This is a genomic window from Saccharothrix deserti (assembly GCF_009769385.1).
In the GTDB taxonomy this organism is placed as follows: domain Bacteria; phylum Actinomycetota; class Actinomycetes; order Mycobacteriales; family Pseudonocardiaceae; genus Actinosynnema; species Actinosynnema deserti.
Genome location: NZ_VKAB01000015.1, coordinates 248,824 through 269,012, shown reverse-complemented (window position 1 = coordinate 269,012; position 20,189 = coordinate 248,824). Strand labels below are relative to the sequence as shown.

The following is a 20,189-nucleotide window of genomic DNA, read 5'->3' as shown; positions in this document are numbered from 1 at the left end:
CTGGTCGGTCGATCGGCTAGCCGAGTACCAACCGAGCGGCACCGACGAGCCCCGCCTGGCCACCCAGCCGGGCGGGCTCGACTCGCAGATCGTCCAGGTAGGACAGTCCACAGTGGTCGGCGACGGCCCGGCGGATCGGGTCGAACAGCAGGTCACCGGCCTGCGCCACGCCGCCGCCGACCACCGCGAGGTCCAGGTCCACCACTGCGGCGGTGGCCGCGATCGCCATCCCGACCGCCCGTCCGGCGCGTTCGAACGCGGCCTTGGGGATCTCCTCGCCCAGGCCGGCCGCCGCCGCGAGGTGCGCCGCGTCCGCGTCGTCCGGCGCCTGCCAGCCCTGACGCCTCGCCCACGCCACCATCCGAGGCCCACCGGCCACGGTCTCCGCGCACCCGCGCCCACCGCACGTGCACGGTTCGCCGTCGTCGGGCTCGACCACCACGTGCCCGATGTGCCCGGCGTTCCCGGTGCGCCCGCCGAACGGCCGCCCGCCGAGCACCAGCCCGCCACCGACACCGGTGCTCACGACCAGCCCGACCATGAACCGGCTGCCCTGGCCCGCGCCGAGCCAGTGCTCGCCGAGAGCCATGCACGGCCCGTCGCCCGCGAGTTCGACCGGCACCCCGGGCATCAACGCGGACACCCGTTCGCGCAACGGAAACCCACGCCACCCGGTCACGTTGATCGGACTGACCGTCCCGTCGTCCGCGTCGACCGGCCCAGCCGACGCGATACCGACCCCGGCCACGCTCTCGCCCCGCGAAACCTGCTCGACCACGGACGCCACCGCGCCCCAGGTCTCCTCAGCGGCCCCAAGCGGTGTAGCCACCCGAACCGCCCGCCGCACCGCACCACTCCGGTCCACCAGTGCGCCGGCGATCTTGGTGCCGCCAACGTCCAGTGCCAGCACCAAGTCCGTCATGCCGGTCACCCTAAAACATCGGGCCCGGATCCCTGAGGATCCGGGCCCGACATCACTTCAGCACTAGCTCCAGAACTCGACGACCTTGGTCGTCGTGGTGCCGGTCTCGCCCCAGTACGCGGTGATGGTCGCGCGGTACTTCGTGTCCTCGTACGCGGTGGCCAGGCTGCCGCAGTTGTTGCCGGAGTCGTTGTTCTCGTCGTAGATGTTCAGCGACGGGCCGACACCGTTGATCGGCTTCGCGACGGCCCGGACCCAGCGCCGGCCCTCGCTGTTGTACGCGTGCACGCACAGCGAGTCCGAAGCGTCGGCGTAGGACACGGTGCCACCCTGCGTGCTCTCGGTGAACGAGTTCGCCAGCGCGGGCTGGGCGAGCAGCAGGCTGACGGCCGCGACGCCGCCGGCGACGAGCGCGCTCTTCGTGGTGATCTTCATGAAACTGTCCCCTCAGTCATGCGCCGACACCCCCGTCGGCGCTGGTCAGCACGCTATCCGGGAGCGTTTCCCAAGATCCATTACCGACCGATGAACTTCGGGTGGGGCTTATGTGAACGATCATCAGGTTTTCCGGAGGCCGGATCGGCACCGGGTCAGCGCTTCAGCATCCGGGTGAGGCCGGCCGCGACCGTGGTGGCCAGGATCCAGCCCATCACGATCAACCCGGACGCGATCCACTGCGACTCGTCCGGTGTCTGCCACCGGTTCTTGTTGCCGAAGTCCACGATCGGCACCACCAGGTCGATGGTGAACAGCCACGGGTTCCACGGCAGGTGGTCCTGCTCGTTGATCTCCTCCAACCTCGGGCCGGTGGCGAAGTACGTGCTGCCCAGCAGCCACGTCACCACCAGCCACGCCAACGCGCGCGCCGGGCGGTAGCCGTAGCCGACCATCGCGCGTTGCAGCCAGCTCCACAGCAGCACCAGCGGCCTGAGCCAGCGACGGCCCTCGGCGACGGCCCGGTACCGCAGCCGCTGCTTCTCCACCAGCACCGTGGCCGCGTGCTCGTCGTTGCCGCTGGCCCTCAGCATCTCGGCGAACTGGTCGTACGGGCCGGGCCGGTAGGTGCGCCGCATCGCCTGCCGCAGCCAGCGCAGCCGCCGTTCGACCTCGGCGTCGTCACGCAGGTCGATCGGGTGCCGCAGCGAGTCGTAGCGGAACTCCTCCAGGTCGATCCGGCCGGTCGCGCTCCAGAAGGTCTCGTTGTCGTCCAACACCGTGCAGCGCACCTGCCGCAGCGTCACGTCACCGCGCGGCGGCGTGACGGGCGTGACCACCAGTTCCTGCACCTGCATCCCGAGCAGGTTCAACGCGTGCGCGTCGAGCTTGTCGCCGAGCACCGCGCCCGCGAACGTGGCCATCCGGCCGATCTGCGCCCGCCTGGCCCGCACGCCGCCGTGCGCGACGAACTCCTTGGCGCCACGCGCGCAGATCAGGTCGCGCCCGATGACCGCGCCGCCGACGTCCAACGACGGCTTGCCCGCCGGCTGGTGCCGGTACCGGCCGGGCTGGGTGATCCGGCTGCCGCGCAGGTCGAGGTTCGCGCCGACGTGCACGCCGCGCAGCTCCAGCCCGCCGGTCACCTCCACCTCGCGGGCGGTGAAGTTGCTGCCGATCCGCGACCGGTTGCCCAGCACGGCGTCCGCACGCGGGTTGTCTAAAGTGGACCCGTCGAGGATGAGGCTGCCCTTGGCCTGGAAGTCGACCATGCGGAACTGGCCGCGCACCTGCGCCTGGCGGCCGATGATGTCGCCGCCGACCTGCGTGCCGTCCAGGTGCAACGCGCGCCCGTACCCCGTGGGCTCGGCGGTGCCCGTCGCCAGCGCGCGCCCGAAGCCCGTCGGCTCGTTGTCCGACTCGCCCAGCGCGTCGAAAGCGCCGCCGGACAACGACAACGTGCCGCCGACCGTGGCGTTGACCATGCGCACGGTCCCCGCACTGCGGAAACCCCGGTCCAACTGCACGTCGCCGTCCACGGTGAGGCGGTCGAACACGAGCGTGGCGTTCGGGTCGGAGTGCGGGTCCAACGCGTCGTCGTCCGCCCGGCCGTCGGCGGCGGTCGTGCCGCGCAGCGTCAACGCCGAGTCGACGCGCGCGCCCGCGAGCAGCATGGTGCCGTGCAGCGTGCAGCCGTTCATCAGCAGGTTGCCGCCGACGTGCAGACCGGTGCCGTTGAACGAGTGGCCCAGCGGGTTGTCCAGCAGCCCGCCGCTGAAGTTGCAGTACCCGCCGACGTTCGCGCCAGCCATCCGCAGCTCACCGGCGACCTTCACCCGCTGCGCCAGCAACCCGCCCGCCAGCTTCAACCGGTCCGCGTGGAACGCGATCGCGTCCGGCACGCTCAACGAGCTGTCCCGCAACGACAGCGACCCGGCCACGTCCGCGTCGACCAGGTCCACCAGGCCCTCGACCGTGCTGCCGGCCAACGACACCTCGTTGGCGCTGCTCAGGTTCCGCGCCGACAGGCCGGGCAGCCAGGAGTCCGCGAACTCGATCCCGGCCAGCTTGCCCTGCCGCAGGTCCGGCGGCTCCTCGAACCGGCACCGCACGAACTCCAGCAGGTACGGGAACTCCACCGCCCGCAGGTCCAGCGTCCCGGTCAGGAACCGGTCCGCCACCCGCACCACCGGTGGCATCCCGGCCCGCCGCCTCGGTAACCGCCACGTCCCGTCCGGCTCGCCGACGCCGCGCAGCACATCGGCCGCGGCCATCCGGGCGGAGCGCGGCGGGCTGGGGTCGAACACGTCCAGCCGCCGCGGCCCCACCTCAGTCATGTGATCGACAATGCGCGGTCGACCGACACCTTGGCAAGCTCGGGCCGGGGAGGATCAACGGGATCAGTCGCGGGGTCCCTGGTGCGTCGGGTCGAGCACCCGGGCCAGGAACGACTGGGTGCGCTCGTGCTGAGGCGCCCCGATGACCTGCGCGGCAGGCCCTTCCTCCACGACGTACCCGCCGTCCATGAACAGCACCCGGTCGGCCACCTCGCGGGCGAACTGCATCTCGTGCGTCACCACGAGCATCGTCATGCCCTCGTCGGCCAACTGCCGCATCACGCCCAGCACGTCGCCGACCAGTTCAGGGTCCAGCGCCGAGGTCGGCTCGTCGAACAGCATCACGTCCGGGTCCATCGACAGCGCCCGCGCGATCGCCACGCGCTGCTGCTGGCCGCCGGACAGCTGACCGGGCATGGCGTTCACCTTGTCCGACAGCCCGACCCGCTCCAGGTTCCGCAACGCGACGTCCTGCGCCTGCTGCGCGCCCCGCTTGAGCACCTTGCGCTGCGCCACCATCAGGTTGTTCAGCACGTTCAGGTGGGAGAACAGGTTGAACGACTGGAACACCATGCCGATGCGGGTGCGCGCGGCGTCGATGTCCACGTCCGGGTCGGTCAGCTCGGTGCCGTTGACCACGATCTTGCCGCCGGAGGGCTCCTCCAGCAGGTTCACGCAGCGCAGCAGCGTGGACTTGCCCGAGCCGGACGGCCCGATGATGCACACCACGTCACCGCGGTTCACCTGGACGTCGATGCCCTTGAGCACGTCCAGCGTCCCGAACGACTTCTTCAGCCCGGTGATCTCGACCGCGAGGCCGCCGGTCACGTCGTCGACGCTCATGCCGACACCCCCAACCCGGTCGATTCCGGCGTGCTGATCTTCTTGCCGCCGGTGCGCCGCTCCAGGTACCGCGACAGGTGGCCCAGCGGCAGCGTGATGATCAGGTAGCACAGGCCGACCACCAGGATCGGGGTCAGCGACGGCGACCGGCTCAGCGTCTCGCGGCCGAACTTGGTCAGCTCGTACTGGTCGCGGGCCAGGCCGATGATGTAGATCAGCGACGAGTCCTTGGTGAGCAGGATCAGCTCGTTGGTCAACGGCGGCAGGATGATCCGGAACGCCTGCGGGATCACCACGGTCAGCAGCGTGCGGCCGTGCGACATGCCCAGCGACCGGGCCGCCTCGATCTGGCCCTTGGGCACCGCCTGGATGCCCGCGCGGATCGTCTCGGCCATGTACGCGGCGCCGACGATGCCCAGCGCCAGCATCACCGTGGAGTAGATGTCGAACTGCAGGCCGAACGCCAGCGGCACGCCGAAGCTCAGCGCGATGAACACCAGCAGCGCCGGCACACCGCGGAAGAACTCGATGTAGATCGTGGCCAGCCACCGGTAGGGCGCGACCGGCGACAGCTTCATCAACGCCAACACGAGGCCGAGCGCCAGACCGAACGCGAAACCGAGCGCGGTGTAGACGAGGGTGTTCGTCAACGCCACCGTGATGACGTTGGGGAACATCTCCGCGGCGATGTCGAGGTTGAAGAAGCTGCGCTGGATCTCGCTCCAGTCGGCGACGAACGCCAGGACGACGGCGACCACGACCAGCAGCGCGTACTGGCCGATGCGGAACGCCTTGGCCCGTTGTCGCTTGGAGAGTGCCATGTGGATTACCTCGTGGGTGGGGTTGGACAAGGCGCGGGGCCGGTGCTTGGCAGCACCGGCCCCACGGTCAGCCGCTTACTTCGACTCCGGCTTCTTGCCGAACCACTTCTCGTAGATCTTGTCGTACTCGCCGCTGTCCTTGGCCTTCTTCAGGACCTCGTCGACCTTGGCCTTGAGGGCGGTGTTGCCCTTCTTCATGCCGATGCCGTACTTCTCCTGCGTGTCGAACTCCGCGACCACGGCGGTGTCGGGGAACTCCTTGACGTAGTCGAACAGCACGCCGTTGTCGTTGATGGCCGCGTCCACCGCGCCGGTGCGCACGGCGGTCTCCATCAGCGGCAGGTCCTCGAACTGGACGACCGTGTAGCCGTACTTCGAGGCGTTCTCGTTGGCGTAGATCTCGCCGGTGGTCTCCAGCTGGACGCCGATCTTCTTGCCCTTGAGGTCGTCCAGGCTCTTGACCGGCGAGTCCTTCTTCACCAGCAGCGCCTGCGAGGCGTCGAAGTAGGGCTCGGAGAAGTCGATGACCTCGGCGCGGTCCGGCTTGATGGTCATGCCGGCCGCCGCCAGGTCGCACTTGCCGGTGTTGAAGACCTCACCGGAGGTGATGGTCTCGAACGGCGTGTCGAAGATTTCCTGAGTGACGCCGAGGTCCTTGGCCACCAGATCGACCAGGTCGACGTCGAAGCCGACCGTCTTGTCGCCCTCGGAGAACTGGAAGGGCTTGTAGGACAGGTGCGTGCAGGTGACCAGCTTGCCGCTCTGGACCAAGGTGATGCCAGACCCGCTGCTGTCCGAGCCGGTGTTGACCTTGGTCGCGCACGCCGTCATCGTGGCCGCCAAGGCGAGCACGGGGAACAGGGCGAGCGCAGCGTGCCTGGTACGACGGGCCACGGTGTCACTCCTCGTAACTGTGTCGGTCGAGTGTTCGGCATACTGCCACTTGGGTGACGTGGTGCACAGCACGTGCGTGTTACAGACCTTCGGTGTGCATGAATCTTGCGTCACATAGCGCGGATGGCGGCAAATTATTCAGCTGTTTGGCCTTGATCACACAATTGATTCACCCACAGCGCCCGTTTGACGACGATCCGTCAACAGGCTCGCGACCAGGGCCGTCCACCCCGTTTGGTGCGTCGCGCCCAGGCCCTCGCCGGTGTCCCCGTCGAAGTACTCGCTGAAGGTGACGTGCTCCCGCCACAAGGGTGAATCGGTCGACTCGATCCGCTTGCCGTCCGCCGGCCTGCGCCCGTCGTGGTCCGGCAGGAACAGCGACACCAGCCGCCTGACCAGCTCGTCCGCCGCCTGGCCGGCCGTCACGTTCCGCTGGCTGCGGGTGGGAAGTTCCACGTGGAACTTCCCGCCGTGGAACTCCTCGACCGTCCGCAGGGCCTCCACCAGCAGCGCGTTGGTCGGGAACCAGACCGGGCCGCGCCAGTTCGAGTTGCCGCCGAACATCGGCGTGCGCGACTCGCCCGGCTCGTAGCCCATCCGGTGCTCCTGGTCCGCGACCTGCACCTCCAGGCCCTCGCGGTGGGCCGCGGACAGGCTGCGGATGCCGTGCGGCGAGAGGAACTCGCCCTCGTCGAGCATCCGGCTCAGCACCCGCCGCAGCTTGCGCTCGTCGAGCAGGCTGAGCAGGGCCCCACCGCCGCTGCGGCTCAGGAACTGCTGCAACTCCGGCCGCCGGGACAGCAGGTGCTCCAGCCGCCGGGCGAAACCGGGCAGTTCCTCGAACACCCACGGCTCCAGCACCGCGCACGCCAGCACCGGGATCAGGCCCACCATCGACCGCACCCGCACCGGCTGCGACTCCACGTGCCCGTCCGGCAGCCGGCGCGACACCACGTCGTAGCAGAAGCCGTCCGTCTCGTCCCAGATGCCGCGCCCGCCGGAACCGAACTGGGTGGACGCCTCGGCGATGCTCAGGAAGTGCTCCACGAACTTCGTGGCCACGTCCTCGTACGACTCGTCGTGCCGCGCCAGCTCCAGCGCGATCTGCATCAGGTGCAGGCTGTACGCCGCCATCCACGACGTGGCGTCCGACTGCTCCAGCCGCCACTGGCCGAGCATCGGCTCCGACCGGTTCACCGGGCCGATGTTGTCCATGCCGAGGAAGCCGCCCTCGAACAGGTAGCTGCCGTCGGCGTCCTTGCGGTTCACCCACCAGGAGAAGTTCAGCAGCAGCTTGTGGAAGATCTTGGCCAGGAACTTCCGGTCCTTGGTCTCCTCGGACCGGTAGACCTGCAGCGCCGCCCACGCGTGCACCGGCGGGTTGACGTCGCCGAACTCCCACTCGTACGCCGGGAGCTGGCCGTTCGGGTGCATCAGCCACTCGCGGCACAGCAGGAGCAGCTGCTCCTTGGCGAACGCCGGGTCGACCTTCGCGAACGGCACGGTGTGGAACGCGAGGTCCCACGCGGCGAACCACGGGTACTCCCACTCGTCCGGCATGGAGATCACGTCGGCCACGTCGAAGTGCCGCCAGTGCGTGTTGCGGGCGTGCATGTTCTTGCGCGACTTCGGCGCGGCGGGCTGCGCCGGGTCGCCGTCCAGCCACTCCCTGGTGCGGAAGCGGTAGTGCTGCTTGGTCCACATGAGGCCCGCGAGCGCGCGCCTCACCACGGCGGCGCGCTTCGGGTCCAGATCGGTCTGGTGGAACTCGTCGGCCTCGGCTTTGCGCTGGTCGACGGTGTCCTGGAAGCTCGGCCCGAACGCGTCGAGGTGCCCGTCGCCGTCCACCAGGCGCAGCCGGACGGTGACCGACTCGCCCGGCTCGACCGGGTCGAACGAGTACCAGGCGGCGACCTTCGTGCCGGGCTCGCTGGTGTCGTCCGGGCCGATGACCTGGCACGCCTTCGCGTCCTGGCCGATGACGTACCGGTCGATGCCGTCCTTGGTGTAGCGGGTCGGGTTGCGCGCGGTGCCGAACAGCTCGACCTCGTTGGTCTCGTTGTCGGTGACCAGGAGCGTCGGGGTGCCCTCGACGTGCAGCGTGTAACGGCCCAGCGCGCCGTGCTCGGCGGTGATCCGCCGCCAGCCGTCCCTAGTGCAGGCGCGCAGGCTCGGCTTGCGGTCGTCCCGGCCCCACGCCCACGTGTTGCGGAACCAGATCTGGGGGAGCAGGTGCAGCGGCGCCGGGTCCGGGCCGTGGTTGGTGGCGGTCAGCTCGACGCAGATGTCCTTCGGGCCGGCTTTGGCGTAGCTGACCCGGACGTCGAAGAACCGGTTCTCGTCCAGCGCGCCGGTGTCGGACAGCTCGGGCTCGCGCTCGTTGCGGCCGGCGCGCTTGGCCATCTCGCGCAGCTCGGCGTAGGGGAACTCGGACTGCGGGTACCGGTAGACGACCTGCATCCACGAGTGCGTGGGCGTGCCGTCGGTCACCCACCAGTGCTCTTTGACGTCCTCGCCGTGGTTGCCCTCGTTGTTGGTGAGCCCGAAGTAGCGCTCCTTGAGGATCGGGTCGCGGCCGTTCCAGAGCGCGACCCCGATGTTGAGGAAGCCGTGGACGTCGCAGATGCCCGCGATGCCGTCCTCGCCCCAGCGGTAAGCACGTGAGCGGGCGTGGTCGAACGGGAAGGACGTCCACGCGTCCCCACCCGCCGAGTAGTCCTCCCGGACCGTTCCCCACTGGCGTCCGGCCAGGTAGGGGCCCCAGAGACGCCAAGGTGCGGTAGGCGAGTCGGACTCCGCCAACCGCGTCCGCTCGGCTTGCCGGCTTTGCTCGTTCACTCGGCCAGTGTGCGGCATCGATCCAGTAAACCGGTTACCGGCCGGTTAGGTCCCAGCCCTGACCGGTGTTTCCCGCACCCCTGTCGGAGGCTGAATCATCACGCTCCGTGGACTGCCACGCACGGCCCTGGCGCAACGGCGGTGACGCTCCGGAGCGGTGGTCGGACCCGACCACCGCCCTCGGCCCGCAGCACGACGATCTCCGCGTCGACCTCGACCGGCTGACCGGTCAACGGCCGGCGTGCGCGTCCAGCACCACGGCCACGGCCTCGGTGATCCGGGCCGCGTGCGCCAGGTGCAGCCACTCGTCCGGCACGTGGCAGTTGGAGTCCGGCCCGACCGCACCCGTGACCAGGAACTGAGCCGCCGGGTACGCCTCGTGCAGCAACCCCATGAACGGGATCGAGCCGCCCAACGACACCGTCCGCCACGGCGCGTCGAACACCTCCTTGCCGACCCGGTCCAACGTCTCGCGCAGCCACGGCGCCAGCTCCGGCGCGTTCCACCCGTCCGCGAACTCGACCCGCGACAACTCCACCGACGCCCCGTACGGCACGTCCGTCGTCAACGCCCGGCGAACCGCCTCCACGGCCGCCGCCGAATCAGCCGTCGGAGGCAGCCGGAAGCTCAGCACCAGCGTGGTGAACGGCCGCAGCACGTTGCCCGCGTCGTCCGGCTCGGGCAGCCCGGACGCACCGGTGATCGACAGCGTCGGCCGCCACCCGGCGTTCAGCGCCAGCTCGACCTCGTCGCTGCCCATCGCCTGCGTCCCGCCCGCCCACGGCACGCTCCCGACCAGCACGCCGGGCGCGCTGGCCATCGCCTCGCGCACCTCGAGCACCCGGTTCTCCGGGATGTCGACGTGCATCTCCCGCACCAGCACCTCGCCGGTCGCGGAGTCCTCCAGCCGGTCCAGCAGCTGCCGGGCGATCCGGAACGACGACGGCACGATCCCGCTCGCCATCCCCGAGTGCAGCCCGCTCTCCAGCACCCGCACGGTCATCGTGGCCTGCGCCAACCCGCGCAGCGACGTGGTCAGCCACATCCGCTCGTAGTCGTTGCCGCCCGAGTCCAGGCACACGACCAGCGACACGTCACCGAGCCGGGGCCGCAGGTGGTCCAGGTACGCGGGCAGGTCCGGGCTGCCGGACTCCTCACCGGTCTCCAGCAGCACGACGCAGCGCGAGTGCGTGCCGCCCGCCTGCCGGACGCCCTCGATCGCGGCGATCGCCGCGTAACCCGAGTAGCCGTCGTCGGCGGCGCCGCGCCCGTACAGCCGCCCGTCGCGCACGACCGGCGTCCACGGCCCGAGCCCGTCGCCCCAGCCACCGACCGGCGGCTGCTTGTCCAGGTGGCCGTACATCAGCACCGTGTCGGAAGTGGGTTGAGCACCGGACGTCGGCGCCGTGCCGGGCACGTCGACCAGCAGCAACGGCGTGCGGTCGGGCAGTTGGACGACCTCGGTGGTGGCGCCGGGCAGGTCGCGGTCGGCGAGCCAGGCGCGCACGTGCTCCACGGCGGTGGCCAGGTGGCCGTGCGAGGCCCACGCGGGGTCGAAGGCGGGGGAGATCGCGGGTACCGCGACCAAGGCGGACAGGCTCGGGAGGATGTCGTCGTCCCAGAGCCCGCGAACGGTACGGGTCAGCGCTGAACGGTCCACCCCTCGATCCTGTCACGGTCCGGTTTCCGGCCGCCCTCGGCGAGCGGACCGTTCAAGCGGGGGACGTGGAGGTTTCGCGTGGTGGAAATGGTCCGTCCGGCCGATGGTCGGTCGTCCATCCAAGACACGTCCGGCACACGGGCTGCCTACGTGGGCCGTTCCGGCCGACCGGACGTGTCCGAACCCCTACGGATGGTGGTTAACGATCGGTAACCGGGACAACGGTGTTCGCTCACCGGACGCTCTACTCGGACTGCCGAAGATTGGCCGTCCTACCGTTACCGCACGTCAGAACGTTGCGTGAAGTGTTACGAAGTGGGACGGGGCTCACCATGTCGAGTGAGGCCATGTCAGGATGTGGATGAGAACACCGTCAGCGCCGACGGTTGCCCGACCCCCGACACCCAGGGGGCGACGGCGACTGGCGGTGCAGCCGCCCAGGGTCGCCACAAGCGACCGGGCGGCCTCGTAGACGAGGAGAACAGGCGCATGTCGTCCCCCGAGAAATGGACGCACCCAGGGCCGGATGCCGCGCCGGCCACTGCTGCCAAACCGACGGCGGAACAGGTGATGGCAGGCTTGCGAGCGACAGACGAGGGCGGCGCCGACCTGGTGCAGCTGCTCACCCCCGAGGGCGAGCGCGTCCAGCACCCGGATTTCGACATCGACATCACGGCCGAGGAACTGCGCGGGCTGTACCGCGACATGGTCCTGGTCCGCCGGGTCGACCGCGAGGCCAACGCGCTGCAGCGCAAGGGCCAGCTCGGCATCTGGGTGCCGCTGCTGGGCCAGGAGGCCGCGCAGATCGGCGCCGGCCGGGCCATGCGCCCCGAGGACATGGCGTTCCCCAGCTACCGCGAGCACGGCATCGCGTGGACGCGCGGCGTCAAGCCGACCGAGCTGCTCGGCATCTTCCGGGGCACCGACAACGGCACGTGGGACCCGGTCGCGACCCGGTTCCACCCGTACACGATCGTCATCGGCAACCAGGTGCTCAACGCCGCCGGGTACGCCATGGGCCAGAAGTTCGACGGCAAGGTGGGCGACGCCGACGGCGAGGCCACCATCTGCTTCTTCGGCGACGGCGCGACCAGTCAGGGCGACGTGCACGAGGGCTTCGTGTGGGCCGCCGTCTACGACGCGCCGCTGGTGTTCTTCTGCCAGAACAACCAGTGGGCCATCTCCGAGCCCACCGAGCGCCAGTCCCGCCTCCCGCTCTACCAGCGGGCGCGCGGCTACGGCTTCCCCGGCATCCGGGTCGACGGCAACGACGTGCTGGCGACCCTCGCGGTCACCCGCTGGGCGCTGGAGGAGTGCCGCCAGGGCAACGGCCCGATCCTGATCGAGGCGTTCACCTACCGGATGGACGCGCACACCACCTCCGACGACCCGTCCCGCTACCGGCTGTCCGACGAGCTGGAGCTGTGGAAGCTCAAGGACCCGATCGAGCGGGTCAAGGTGCACCTGGTCAAGCAGCAGTGGGCCGACCAGGCGTTCTTCGACTCCCTCGAGGCCGAGGCCGAGCAGATCGCGATCGAACTGCGGGACTACTGCGTCAACCTGCCCGACCCACCGGCCGGGCGGATCTTCAGCGAGGTCTACGCCGAGGCCAACCCGGCCCTGGAGGCGCAACGCGACGAGTTCCTGGCCTACCACGCCGGGTTCGCGGGAGGTGAGCACTGATGGCTGCTCCGACGATGGACCGCCCCACGGCGGACGACACGGGCGCGCCCGCGGTGCAGACGCTGACCGTCGCGAAGGCGTTGAACAACGGCCTGCGCGCGTCGATGGAGGCCAACCCCAAGGTCATCGTGATGGGTGAGGACGTCGGCAAGCTCGGCGGCGTCTTCCGGATCACCGACGGCCTGCAGAAGGACTTCGGCGAGCAGCGCGTGCTGGACACGCCGCTGTCCGAGTCCGGCATCATCGGCACCGCCGTCGGCCTCGCGATCCGGGGCTACCGGCCGGTGTGCGAGATCCAGTTCGACGGGTTCATCTTCCCCGGCTTCGACCAGATCGTCAGCCAGGTCGCCAAGCTGCACTACCGCACCCAGGGCCGGCTCAAGCTGCCCATGGTGATCCGGGTGCCGTTCGGCGGCGGCATCGGCGCGGTCGAGCACCACTCGGAGTCGCCCGAGTCGTACTTCGCGCACACCGCCGGCCTGCGGGTCGTCTCGTGCTCGAACCCGGCCGACGCGTACTGGATGATCCAGCAGGCGATCGACTGCGACGACCCGGTGCTGTTCTTCGAGCCGAAGCGGCGCTACTACGAGAAGGGCGAGGTCGACACGACCGCCGCGCCCGGACCGCTGTTCCGGTCGCGCACCCTGCGCACCGGGCGTGACGTCACCGTGGTGACGTACGGCCCGATGGTGCGCACGTCCCTGGAGGCCGCCGCGGCGGCCGAGGAGGAGGGGCGTTCGCTGGAGGTCGTCGACCTGCGCACGTTGTCGCCGCTCGACCTCGCGCCGGTGTACGAGTCGGTGCGGCGCACCGGACGGCTGGTCGTGGTGACCGAGGCGCCCAGCGAGTCCTCCATCTCCAGCGAGATCGCGGCCAAGGTGCAGCAGGAGTGCTTCTACTCCCTGCAGGCGCCGGTGCTGCGGGTGACCGGTTTCGACACCCCGTACCCGCCGTCGAAGTTGGAGGAGGAGTTCCTCCCCGACCTCGACCGCGTGCTGCACGCCGTCGACCGCTCGCTGGCCTGGTAAGGGGATAGCTGTGCCGCAGTTCAAGCAGTTCTCCATGCCGGACACGGCAGAGGGGCTGACCGAGGCCGAGATCCTCACCTGGCACGTCAAGCCCGGTGACGCGGTGAAGGTCAACCAGATCATCCTGGAGATCGAGACCGCCAAGGCGGCCGTCGAGCTGCCGTGCCCGTGGGACGGCGTGGTGACCGAGCTGCTGGCCGAGGTAGGCCAGACGGTCGAGGTCGGTACCCCGATCATCACCATCGACGTGGACCCGTCCGGCGCCTCTCCGGCTCCCGCTCCTGCCCCGGCTGCCGCTGCCGCTCCCGCTCCCGCCGAGTCGAACGGCAAGATCGGCGAGGAGATGCCGGGTGGCCGGATCGCCACGCTGGTCGGCTACGGCCCGCGTTCCGGGTCGGCCAAGCGCCGTCCGCGCAAGGACGCCCCGGCCCCCGTCGCCGCGGCTCCCGCCCCTGCCACCCCCGTCGCCACCCCCGCCGCCCCCGCTCCGGTGGCGCCGGAACCGGTCGCCGCGCCAGGGGGTTACGTCCCGCTGGCCAAGCCGCCGGTGCGCAAGCTGGCCAAGGACCTGGGCGTCGACCTGTACGCGCTGTCCGGCTCTGGTCCGGGCGGCGTGATAACGCGGGAGGACGTCGAACAGGCCGTCGCACCCGCACCGACCGTTCCGTCCGTTGTGGACAGTGGGGCGCGGGAGCGTCGCGTCCCGATCAAGGGTGTCCGCAAGGCGACCGCGCAGGCGATGGTGGACAGCGCGTTCACCGCGCCGCACGTCACGGAGTTCCTGACGGTGGACGTGACGCCGATGATGGAGCTGCGGGCGCGGTTGAAGAACGCGCCGGAGTTCCGCGACGTGAAGCTCACGCCGTTGGCGTTCGCCGCGAAGGCGGTCGTCCTGGCCGTCCGCCGCACCCCCGACGTCAACGCGACGTGGGACGCGGAGGCCGGCGAGATCGTCTACAAGGACTACGTGCACCTGGGCATCGCCGCCGCGACACCGCGCGGTCTGGTGGTCCCGAAGGTCCGCGACGCCGACCGCATGTCGCTCAAGGAACTGGCCGTGGCGCTGGACAACCTCGCCACGACCGCCCGTGACGGCAAGACCACGCCCGCGGACATGATGGGCGGCACGTTCACCATCACCAACGTCGGCGTCTTCGGCGTCGACACCGGCACGCCGATCATCAACCCCGGCGAGTCGGCGATCCTGGCCTTCGGCGCGATCCGCGACATGCCGTGGGTGGTGGACGGTCAGGTCGTGCCGCGCAAGGTCTGCCAACTGGCCCTCAGCTTCGACCACCGGGTGGTCGACGGCCAACAGGGCTCGCAGTTCCTGGCCGACGTGGGCGCCCTCCTCGCCGACCCCGGCGTGGCGATGACCTACTGACCGCGCGACGGGTGGGGGCCGGTCGGACCCCCACCCGTCGCGCTGTTCAAGATGTCAGATCACCACTCCCCGGACCGCTTCCATCGGTAGGCCGAGCCCGGTCGTGCCCACCTCACGCCACTCGCCCGGGTTCGCGCACCCGTTGCCCGACCAGCCGTGGTCGCGCACGTGCGCCGCGCCGCACAGCTGGGAATTGCTGTCCGGCTGACCCACGTACACGGCCACGGCCTGGGCATCGCGCAAGCGGGACGCGGCATGCCGGCGGGACGGCATGCCGGTCATCGGGTAAACCAGTTGAAGTTCCAGTGACTGGAGAGTCCAGGGTGGTTCCCGTGACGCACTACTCGATCGGCGAACTGGCGCGGATGACCGGGCTGTCCACGCGGACGATCCGGTTCTACTCCGACTCCGGCGTGATCCCCGTGGCGGGGCGCACGGCGGGCGGGTTCCGCACCTACGACTTCGACGGGTTGGCGCGGCTCAAGCTCGTGCGGACCCTGCGTGCCCTGGGCGTGGACCTGCCCACGGCGCAGCGGGTGTTGGCGCGGGAGGTGTCCGTGGCCGAGGTGGCCCGGACGCACGCGGAAGCCATCGACGCGCAGATGCGCACGCTCCGGTTGCGCCGGGCCGTGCTGCGGGTCGTGGCGCGGAACGGGGAGGTGGAGATGGTGCACGAATTGGCGCGGCTGTCGGAGGAGGAGCGGCAGGCGATCCTGGACGACTTCTTCGAGGAGGTGTTCGGCGGGCTGGACCTGGAGCCCGGCTTCGAGCGGATGATGCGGTCGGTCCGGGTGGAGTTGCCGGACGACCCGTCGACTGAGCAGCTGGAGGCGTGGATCGAACTGGCGAACCTGGTGCGCGACCCGGACTTCCGGGCGTCGATCCGGCGGATGTCGGTGCGGCACGAGGAGTTGCGGGCCGAGGGTGCGGACATGTCCGCACCGTCACCGGAGAAGATGGAGGCGTTCCAGTACGCGACCGCCCAGGCGCGGGAGGCGTTGGACGCCGGCATCGACCCACGTGCTCCCGAGGCGGCACCGATCGTCGCCCGGATCAACGAGAAGTGGTCAGCCCTGAACCAGCCGATCGGCCCGGAAGTGGCCGACTGGCTGGACGAGTTCGGCGACCCGAGGGCGGAGCGCTACTGGACGTTGATCGCGACGATCAACGGCTGGGAGAACCCCGTCCCGGACACCACCGCGGAACGGGGCTGGCTGGCCGACGCGCTCCGCTGACTCACTCCCACACCAGGCAGAACGGGTGGCCCGCGGGATCGGCGAACACCCACCACACCTCGTGGGAGTCGTCCGACAACGTCCCGCCCAGCCGAAGGACCTCAGCCTTGGCCACGCTGAGGTCCTGCACCCCGATGTCCAAGTGGAACTGCTGCGGCTTCCGCGGATCGGGCCACTCAGGCGCCACGTACTCGACCGCCCGCTGGAAGCCGAGCACCATCGTGTCGGTGTGCAGGGTCGACCAGTCGTCGTCCAAACTCCAGCGGCGATCCGGCCGGTCGACGTCACCACCGAGAATCCCCTGGTAGAACCCGGCCAACGCCTTGGGCTCCGGACAATCAAGGACAACGCACTGCAACACACCGATCATGCGTCGAAGCCTAACCACAAGTGGGCGGGGTCTTCCGCGTCCTGAAGACCCCGCCCGACCCAGGCGGTCCGGAGACGGCCTGGGAGATCAGCTCACTTGATGTACATGCCGGAAATGGCCCTGGCCACGACCAACCGCTGGATCTCCGACGTCCCCTCGAAGATGGTGAAGATCTTGGCGTCGCGGTGCATGCGCTCCACCGGGTGCTCGCGCGTGTACCCCGCCCCGCCCAGGATGTGGATCGCGCGTTCCGTCGCCCACACCGACACCTCGCCGGCCTTGAGCTTCGACATCGAACCCTCGCCCGCCGTGAACGGGACGTTGTTGCGGCCCATCCACGCGGCCCGCCACACGAGCATGCGGGCGGCGTCGATCTCCATCTTCATGTTCGCCAGGTCGAACGCGATGGACTGGTTCTCGATGATCTTCCGGCCGAACGCCTCGCGGTCCTTCGCGTACTCCAGCGAGTACTCGTACGCCGCCCGCGCGACGCCGACCGCCATCGCGCCGACGGTCGGCCGGGTCGTCTCGAACGTCGCCATCGCCGCCTGCCCACCGGCCTTCTGCCCCTCACGGGCACGGGCCAGCCTGGCGTCCAAGCGCTCCTTGCCGCCCAGCAAGCACCGACCGGGCACGCGCACGTCGTCCAAGAACACGTCCGCCGTGTGCGACGCCCGCATCCCGTGCTTCTTGACCTTGCCCGGCGACGACAGGCCCGGCGTGCCCGGCGGGATGATGAAACCGGCCTGACCGCGCGCGCCCAGAGCCGGGTCGACGACCGCCGTCACGACGTGGACGTTCGCGATCCCGCCGTTCGTCGCCCACGCCTTCTGCCCGTTGAGCACCCACTCGTCCGAGGCCTCGTCGTACACGGCCCGCGTCCGGTACCCCGCCACGTCCGACCCCGCCTGCGGCTCGGACGCGCAGAACGCCGCCAGCTTCGGGTCGTCCTCCGTCCCGAAGCACTCCGGCACCCACTCGGCCAACTGCTCCGGTGAGCCGGACGCGAAGATCCCGGCCGCCGCCAACCCGGTCCCCATCAGGGCCAACGCGATCCCCGCGTCACCCCAGAACAGCTCCTCGGTGGCGATCGGCAACGACAACCCGATCGGGTCCGCGAACCAGGTGGCCAGCGACTCGAACCCGTACAGGCCGATCTTCGCCGCCTCCTGGATCACCGGCCACGGTGTCTCCTCCCGTTCGTCCCACTCGGACGCCGCGGGCCGGATCACGTCCTTCGCGAAGCCGTGCACCCACTCGCGCAGGTCAAGCTGGTCCTCGTTCAGCTCCAGCGAAAAACCGCCCATGGTCCCCTCACGCCTTCGGAATGTTGAACAGGCTCATGAACCCGGCCGCGAAGCCGAGATCCCCCTTGACCTTCAGCTTGCCGGTCATGAACAGCACCGGCGCGGACGCGTTGCCGGTCGCGAGCTTCAGGAACTCCACTGGTCCCAACGTCACAGTGGCCCTGGGGTCACGCGTCTCACCCTTGTTGATCGTGCAGGCGGCGTCCTCGATGACCACCTCGTACACGTCGTCCGAAGCGCCGAACCCACCGAACCCGCCGGTCAGCCGGAACTGCACGACGGCACGCGTGGCGCCCGCGCGTTCGCTGCGGAAGTGCGCCTCCATGCGCCGGAACACCTCGTCCAGCACGCGTTCGCGCAGGCCGGGCCGGGACGTCACGGACTCGACCTGGTCCTTGGACGCCCGCGAGATGATCCGCGCGAAGTTCTGCGGGTCCATCCCGGCCAGGTCGAGGTCGGCGCCACCGTCGGCCAGCGCGCCGAGCGCGGCCAGCAGGTCGGCGAACTCGTCGTCGCCGAGCTTCTTCGGGTCGATGCCGCGCGCGATGACGTCGATGTCGACGTCCCTGAGCGCGGGGTCGCCCGGATCGACCTGCTGGAGCGTTGAGATCAGCTCTTCGGGGCTGAGCTTCGCGATCGCCTCGGTGGTGAGGTCGATGGTCATCTGTGGCACCTCCGCTACCTACTGATTGGTAAGCCTACTGGCGAGTAGGTAGGGCGGCAAGGGGCTCAGAGTAATCTTGTGCCAGCCATCCAGGGGGTGCGATGCACGCAGAGCAACCGGTTCGCTCGGGTAGGGCCAAGAGACTGCCACGCGCGGTGCGCGAACGGCAGATCATGGACGCCGCGGTGGACGTTTTCTCGCGTTTGGGTTTCCACGCGGCGTCCATGGACGAGATCTCCGAGGTCGCGGGCATCTCCAAACCCATGCTGTACGCCTACCTCGGCTCGAAGGAGGAGCTGTTCGCCACCTGCATCCGCCGTGAGTCGACCCGGATGATGGAGGCGATCTCGAGCGGAGTCGAGTCCGAGGAGCCGCCGGACGTCCAGCTGTGGAGCGGACTGCGGGCGTTCTTCGGGTTCGTCGGCGAGAACCGCGCCGGCTGGCAGGTCCTGCACCGGCAGGCGTCCTCGCAGGGCGGGCCGTTCGCGGAGGAGTTGGCCGACATGCGCGGCCGGGCGATCAGCCTGGTGGCGGCGCTGCTGGTGCACTCGTCGGACTTCACCAACGTGCCGCGGGCGGGCGACAAGGAGGCCGAGTCGCTGGCCGCGGCACTGGTCGGGGCGGGCGAGTCGTTGGCCGACTGGTGGCTCGACAACCCCGAAGAGCCGGCCGGCGTGGTCGCCGCCCGGCTCATGAACCTGGTCTGGATGGGTTTCGGGGACCTCGTGGCGGGTGACGTGTGGCACCCGCCGTCACGGAGGTCGGAGCGTGGGACCGAGCGTGGAGCGGAAGAGGGCGCCTAGGCCAGCGCGCCCTTGAGCACGGCCACCGCCTGGCTGATCGCGGCTTCGGCGGCGTGGGTCTCGCGCATCGAGTTGACCATCACGAAGTCGTGGATCACGCCCTGGTAGCGGACCGCGGTCACCGGCACGCCGGCTTCGCGCAGCTTGTTCGCGTAGGCCTCGCCCTCGTCCCGCAGCACGTCGGCCTCGGCGGTGATCACCAACGCCGGCGGCAGACCGGTCAGCTGCTCCACCGACGCGCGCAGCGGTGAGGCGGTGATCTCGGCGCGCTCCGCCTCGGAAGTCGTGTACTGGTCCCAGAACCACTGCATCGCGTCACGCCGCAGGAAGTAGCCCTCGGCGAACTCGTGGTACGACGGCGTGTCGAACGACGCGTCCGTCACCGGGTAGAACAGCACCTGCTGCTTGAACGCCACGTCACCGCGTTCCTTGGCCACCAGGGTCAACGCGATGGCCATGTTCCCGCCGACCGAGTCGCCCGCCACGGCCAGGCGCGTCGCGTCCAGTCCGCGAGCGCCGCCTTCCTCGGCGATCCACTGCGCGACGGCGTAGCTCTCCTCCAACGCCACCGGGTAGTGCGCCTCGGGCGAGAGGCTGTAGTCGGGGAACACCACGGCCGCGCCGGTGCCGACGGCCAGCTCGCGGACCAGCCGGTCGTGCGTGTGGGCGTTGCCGAACACCCATCCCGCGCCGTGGATGTAGAGGACGACGGGCAGCGTGCCGGTCGCGCCGACCGGGCGGACGATCCGGACGGGCACCTCGCCCACGGTCACCCACTCCTCGGCGACCTCGGGCTTGAACACCTCGCCGGACTGGACGCCGTCCACGGCCTTGCGGCCCTCGACCGGGCCCAGGTCGAACAGGTACGGCGGGTTGGCGGTGGCGGCGGCGAACTCGGCGGCGGCCGGCTCCAGGACGGTCATCTTCGGCTCCTCGGGCGTCGTGCTGGCTGAACCTGACAAGACA

The 20,189-nt window shown here is 69.9% G+C and carries 18 protein-coding genes; 5 read left to right on the top strand and 13 right to left on the bottom strand.

Features of this window, described 5'->3' with window-relative positions; translation table 11 throughout:
- Nucleotides 1-16 precede the first annotated feature (16 nt).
- The 8 genes from FM051_RS24975 to FM051_RS24940 form a co-directional block, all read right to left on the bottom strand.
- Nucleotides 17-922 carry an ROK family protein gene (locus tag FM051_RS24975; RefSeq protein WP_158847348.1) on the bottom strand — a complete coding sequence of 302 codons (906 nt, stop codon included), beginning with the start codon at nt 920-922 and terminating at the stop codon, nt 17-19.
- A gap of 63 nt (nt 923-985) precedes the next feature.
- On the bottom strand, nt 986-1,357 hold the full coding sequence (locus tag FM051_RS24970) for a hypothetical protein (RefSeq protein ID WP_158847346.1): 372 nt from the start codon (nt 1,355-1,357) through the stop codon (nt 986-988).
- Nucleotides 1,358-1,512: 155 nt separating this feature from the next.
- The gene (locus FM051_RS24965; protein ID WP_158847344.1) at nt 1,513-3,693 is read right to left on the bottom strand and encodes a hypothetical protein; all 2,181 of its coding nucleotides are present in this window, start codon (nt 3,691-3,693) and stop codon (nt 1,513-1,515) included.
- Nucleotides 3,694-3,756: 63 nt separating this feature from the next.
- Nucleotides 3,757-4,536: an amino acid ABC transporter ATP-binding protein gene (locus FM051_RS24960; RefSeq protein WP_158847342.1), complete on the bottom strand. Its 780-nt coding sequence runs from the start codon at nt 4,534-4,536 to the stop codon at nt 3,757-3,759.
- The gene (locus tag FM051_RS24955) at nt 4,533-5,357 is read right to left on the bottom strand and encodes an amino acid ABC transporter permease (RefSeq protein ID WP_158847340.1); all 825 of its coding nucleotides are present in this window, start codon (nt 5,355-5,357) and stop codon (nt 4,533-4,535) included. The genes FM051_RS24960 and FM051_RS24955 overlap by 4 nt, the downstream gene beginning before the upstream one ends.
- Nucleotides 5,358-5,432: 75 nt before the next feature.
- The gene (locus FM051_RS24950; RefSeq protein ID WP_158847338.1) at nt 5,433-6,251 is read right to left on the bottom strand and encodes a transporter substrate-binding domain-containing protein; all 819 of its coding nucleotides are present in this window, start codon (nt 6,249-6,251) and stop codon (nt 5,433-5,435) included.
- Nucleotides 6,252-6,407: 156 nt separating this feature from the next.
- The gene (locus FM051_RS24945) at nt 6,408-9,089 is read right to left on the bottom strand and encodes an MGH1-like glycoside hydrolase domain-containing protein (RefSeq protein ID WP_238412630.1); all 2,682 of its coding nucleotides are present in this window, start codon (nt 9,087-9,089) and stop codon (nt 6,408-6,410) included.
- Nucleotides 9,090-9,318: 229 nt separating this feature from the next.
- Entirely contained in the window at nt 9,319-10,749 is a 1,431-nt protein-coding gene (locus tag FM051_RS24940) for a M20/M25/M40 family metallo-hydrolase (protein WP_158847334.1), read from the bottom strand.
- Between the two features lie 489 nt (nt 10,750-11,238).
- Between FM051_RS24940 and pdhA the strand changes: the two genes are divergently transcribed.
- The 3 genes from pdhA to FM051_RS24925 are packed head-to-tail and all read left to right on the top strand — an operon-like array spanning nt 11,239 to nt 14,844.
- A complete protein-coding gene (pdhA, locus tag FM051_RS24935; RefSeq protein WP_158847332.1) occupies nt 11,239-12,432 on the top strand; it encodes a pyruvate dehydrogenase (acetyl-transferring) E1 component subunit alpha in 1,194 nt (397 codons plus the stop codon).
- A complete protein-coding gene (locus FM051_RS24930; RefSeq protein WP_158847330.1) occupies nt 12,432-13,460 on the top strand; it encodes an alpha-ketoacid dehydrogenase subunit beta in 1,029 nt (342 codons plus the stop codon). The genes pdhA and FM051_RS24930 overlap by 1 nt, the downstream gene beginning before the upstream one ends.
- A 10-nt stretch (nt 13,461-13,470) precedes the next feature.
- Nucleotides 13,471-14,844, top strand: coding sequence for a dihydrolipoamide acetyltransferase family protein (locus tag FM051_RS24925; protein ID WP_158847328.1), 1,374 nt, complete (start codon nt 13,471-13,473; stop codon nt 14,842-14,844).
- Nucleotides 14,845-14,898: 54 nt separating this feature from the next.
- On the opposite strand, the gene FM051_RS24920 is transcribed toward FM051_RS24925, so the two are convergent.
- Nucleotides 14,899-15,126 carry a hypothetical protein gene (locus FM051_RS24920; protein ID WP_158847326.1) on the bottom strand — a complete coding sequence of 76 codons (228 nt, stop codon included), beginning with the start codon at nt 15,124-15,126 and terminating at the stop codon, nt 14,899-14,901.
- A 50-nt stretch (nt 15,127-15,176) separates the two neighbouring features.
- Here FM051_RS24920 and FM051_RS24915 point away from each other — a divergent pair, with 50 nt between their 5' ends.
- Nucleotides 15,177-16,079 (top strand): helix-turn-helix domain-containing protein, encoded by a 903-nt coding sequence (locus FM051_RS24915; RefSeq protein WP_202919001.1) that lies wholly within the window; start codon nt 15,177-15,179, stop codon nt 16,077-16,079.
- Nucleotide 16,080: 1 nt separating this feature from the next.
- Here the strand turns inward: FM051_RS24915 and FM051_RS24910 are convergent, their stop codons facing one another.
- The 3 genes from FM051_RS24910 to FM051_RS24900 form a co-directional block, all read right to left on the bottom strand.
- Nucleotides 16,081-16,449 carry a VOC family protein gene (locus tag FM051_RS24910; protein ID WP_158847322.1) on the bottom strand — a complete coding sequence of 123 codons (369 nt, stop codon included), beginning with the start codon at nt 16,447-16,449 and terminating at the stop codon, nt 16,081-16,083.
- A 92-nt stretch (nt 16,450-16,541) separates the two neighbouring features.
- A complete protein-coding gene (locus FM051_RS24905) occupies nt 16,542-17,756 on the bottom strand; it encodes an acyl-CoA dehydrogenase family protein (protein WP_158847320.1) in 1,215 nt (404 codons plus the stop codon).
- A 7-nt stretch (nt 17,757-17,763) separates the two neighbouring features.
- Nucleotides 17,764-18,420: an SCP2 sterol-binding domain-containing protein gene (locus FM051_RS24900; RefSeq protein WP_158847318.1), complete on the bottom strand. Its 657-nt coding sequence runs from the start codon at nt 18,418-18,420 to the stop codon at nt 17,764-17,766.
- Between the two features lie 101 nt (nt 18,421-18,521).
- Here FM051_RS24900 and FM051_RS24895 point away from each other — a divergent pair, with 101 nt between their 5' ends.
- Nucleotides 18,522-19,223 carry a TetR/AcrR family transcriptional regulator gene (locus tag FM051_RS24895; protein WP_158847316.1) on the top strand — a complete coding sequence of 234 codons (702 nt, stop codon included), beginning with the start codon at nt 18,522-18,524 and terminating at the stop codon, nt 19,221-19,223.
- Here FM051_RS24895 and FM051_RS24890 read toward each other — a convergent pair.
- Nucleotides 19,220-20,146: an alpha/beta hydrolase gene (locus FM051_RS24890; RefSeq protein WP_158847314.1), complete on the bottom strand. Its 927-nt coding sequence runs from the start codon at nt 20,144-20,146 to the stop codon at nt 19,220-19,222. The two genes, FM051_RS24895 and FM051_RS24890, sit on opposite strands and share 4 nt — an antisense overlap.
- Nucleotides 20,147-20,189 lie beyond the last annotated feature (43 nt).

What these genes read in the sequence shown, in the direction of transcription:
- FM051_RS24975 (WP_158847348.1), bottom strand. Translation starts at nt 922, where the DNA reads ATGACGGACTTGGTGCTGGCACTGGACGTTGGCGGCACCAAGATCGCC.
- FM051_RS24970 (WP_158847346.1), bottom strand. Translation starts at nt 1,357, where the DNA reads ATGAAGATCACCACGAAGAGCGCGCTCGTCGCCGGCGGCGTCGCGGCC.
- FM051_RS24965 (WP_158847344.1), bottom strand. Translation starts at nt 3,693, where the DNA reads ATGACTGAGGTGGGGCCGCGGCGGCTGGACGTGTTCGACCCCAGCCCG.
- FM051_RS24960 (WP_158847342.1), bottom strand. Translation starts at nt 4,536, where the DNA reads ATGAGCGTCGACGACGTGACCGGCGGCCTCGCGGTCGAGATCACCGGG.
- FM051_RS24955 (WP_158847340.1), bottom strand. Translation starts at nt 5,357, where the DNA reads ATGGCACTCTCCAAGCGACAACGGGCCAAGGCGTTCCGCATCGGCCAG.
- pdhA (WP_158847332.1), top strand. Translation starts at nt 11,239, where the DNA reads ATGTCGTCCCCCGAGAAATGGACGCACCCAGGGCCGGATGCCGCGCCG.
- FM051_RS24930 (WP_158847330.1), top strand. Translation starts at nt 12,432, where the DNA reads ATGGCTGCTCCGACGATGGACCGCCCCACGGCGGACGACACGGGCGCG.
- FM051_RS24920 (WP_158847326.1), bottom strand. Translation starts at nt 15,126, where the DNA reads ATGACCGGCATGCCGTCCCGCCGGCATGCCGCGTCCCGCTTGCGCGAT.
- FM051_RS24910 (WP_158847322.1), bottom strand. Translation starts at nt 16,449, where the DNA reads ATGATCGGTGTGTTGCAGTGCGTTGTCCTTGATTGTCCGGAGCCCAAG.
- FM051_RS24905 (WP_158847320.1), bottom strand. Translation starts at nt 17,756, where the DNA reads ATGGGCGGTTTTTCGCTGGAGCTGAACGAGGACCAGCTTGACCTGCGC.
- FM051_RS24900 (WP_158847318.1), bottom strand. Translation starts at nt 18,420, where the DNA reads ATGACCATCGACCTCACCACCGAGGCGATCGCGAAGCTCAGCCCCGAA.
- FM051_RS24895 (WP_158847316.1), top strand. Translation starts at nt 18,522, where the DNA reads ATGCACGCAGAGCAACCGGTTCGCTCGGGTAGGGCCAAGAGACTGCCA.
- FM051_RS24890 (WP_158847314.1), bottom strand. Translation starts at nt 20,146, where the DNA reads ATGACCGTCCTGGAGCCGGCCGCCGCCGAGTTCGCCGCCGCCACCGCC.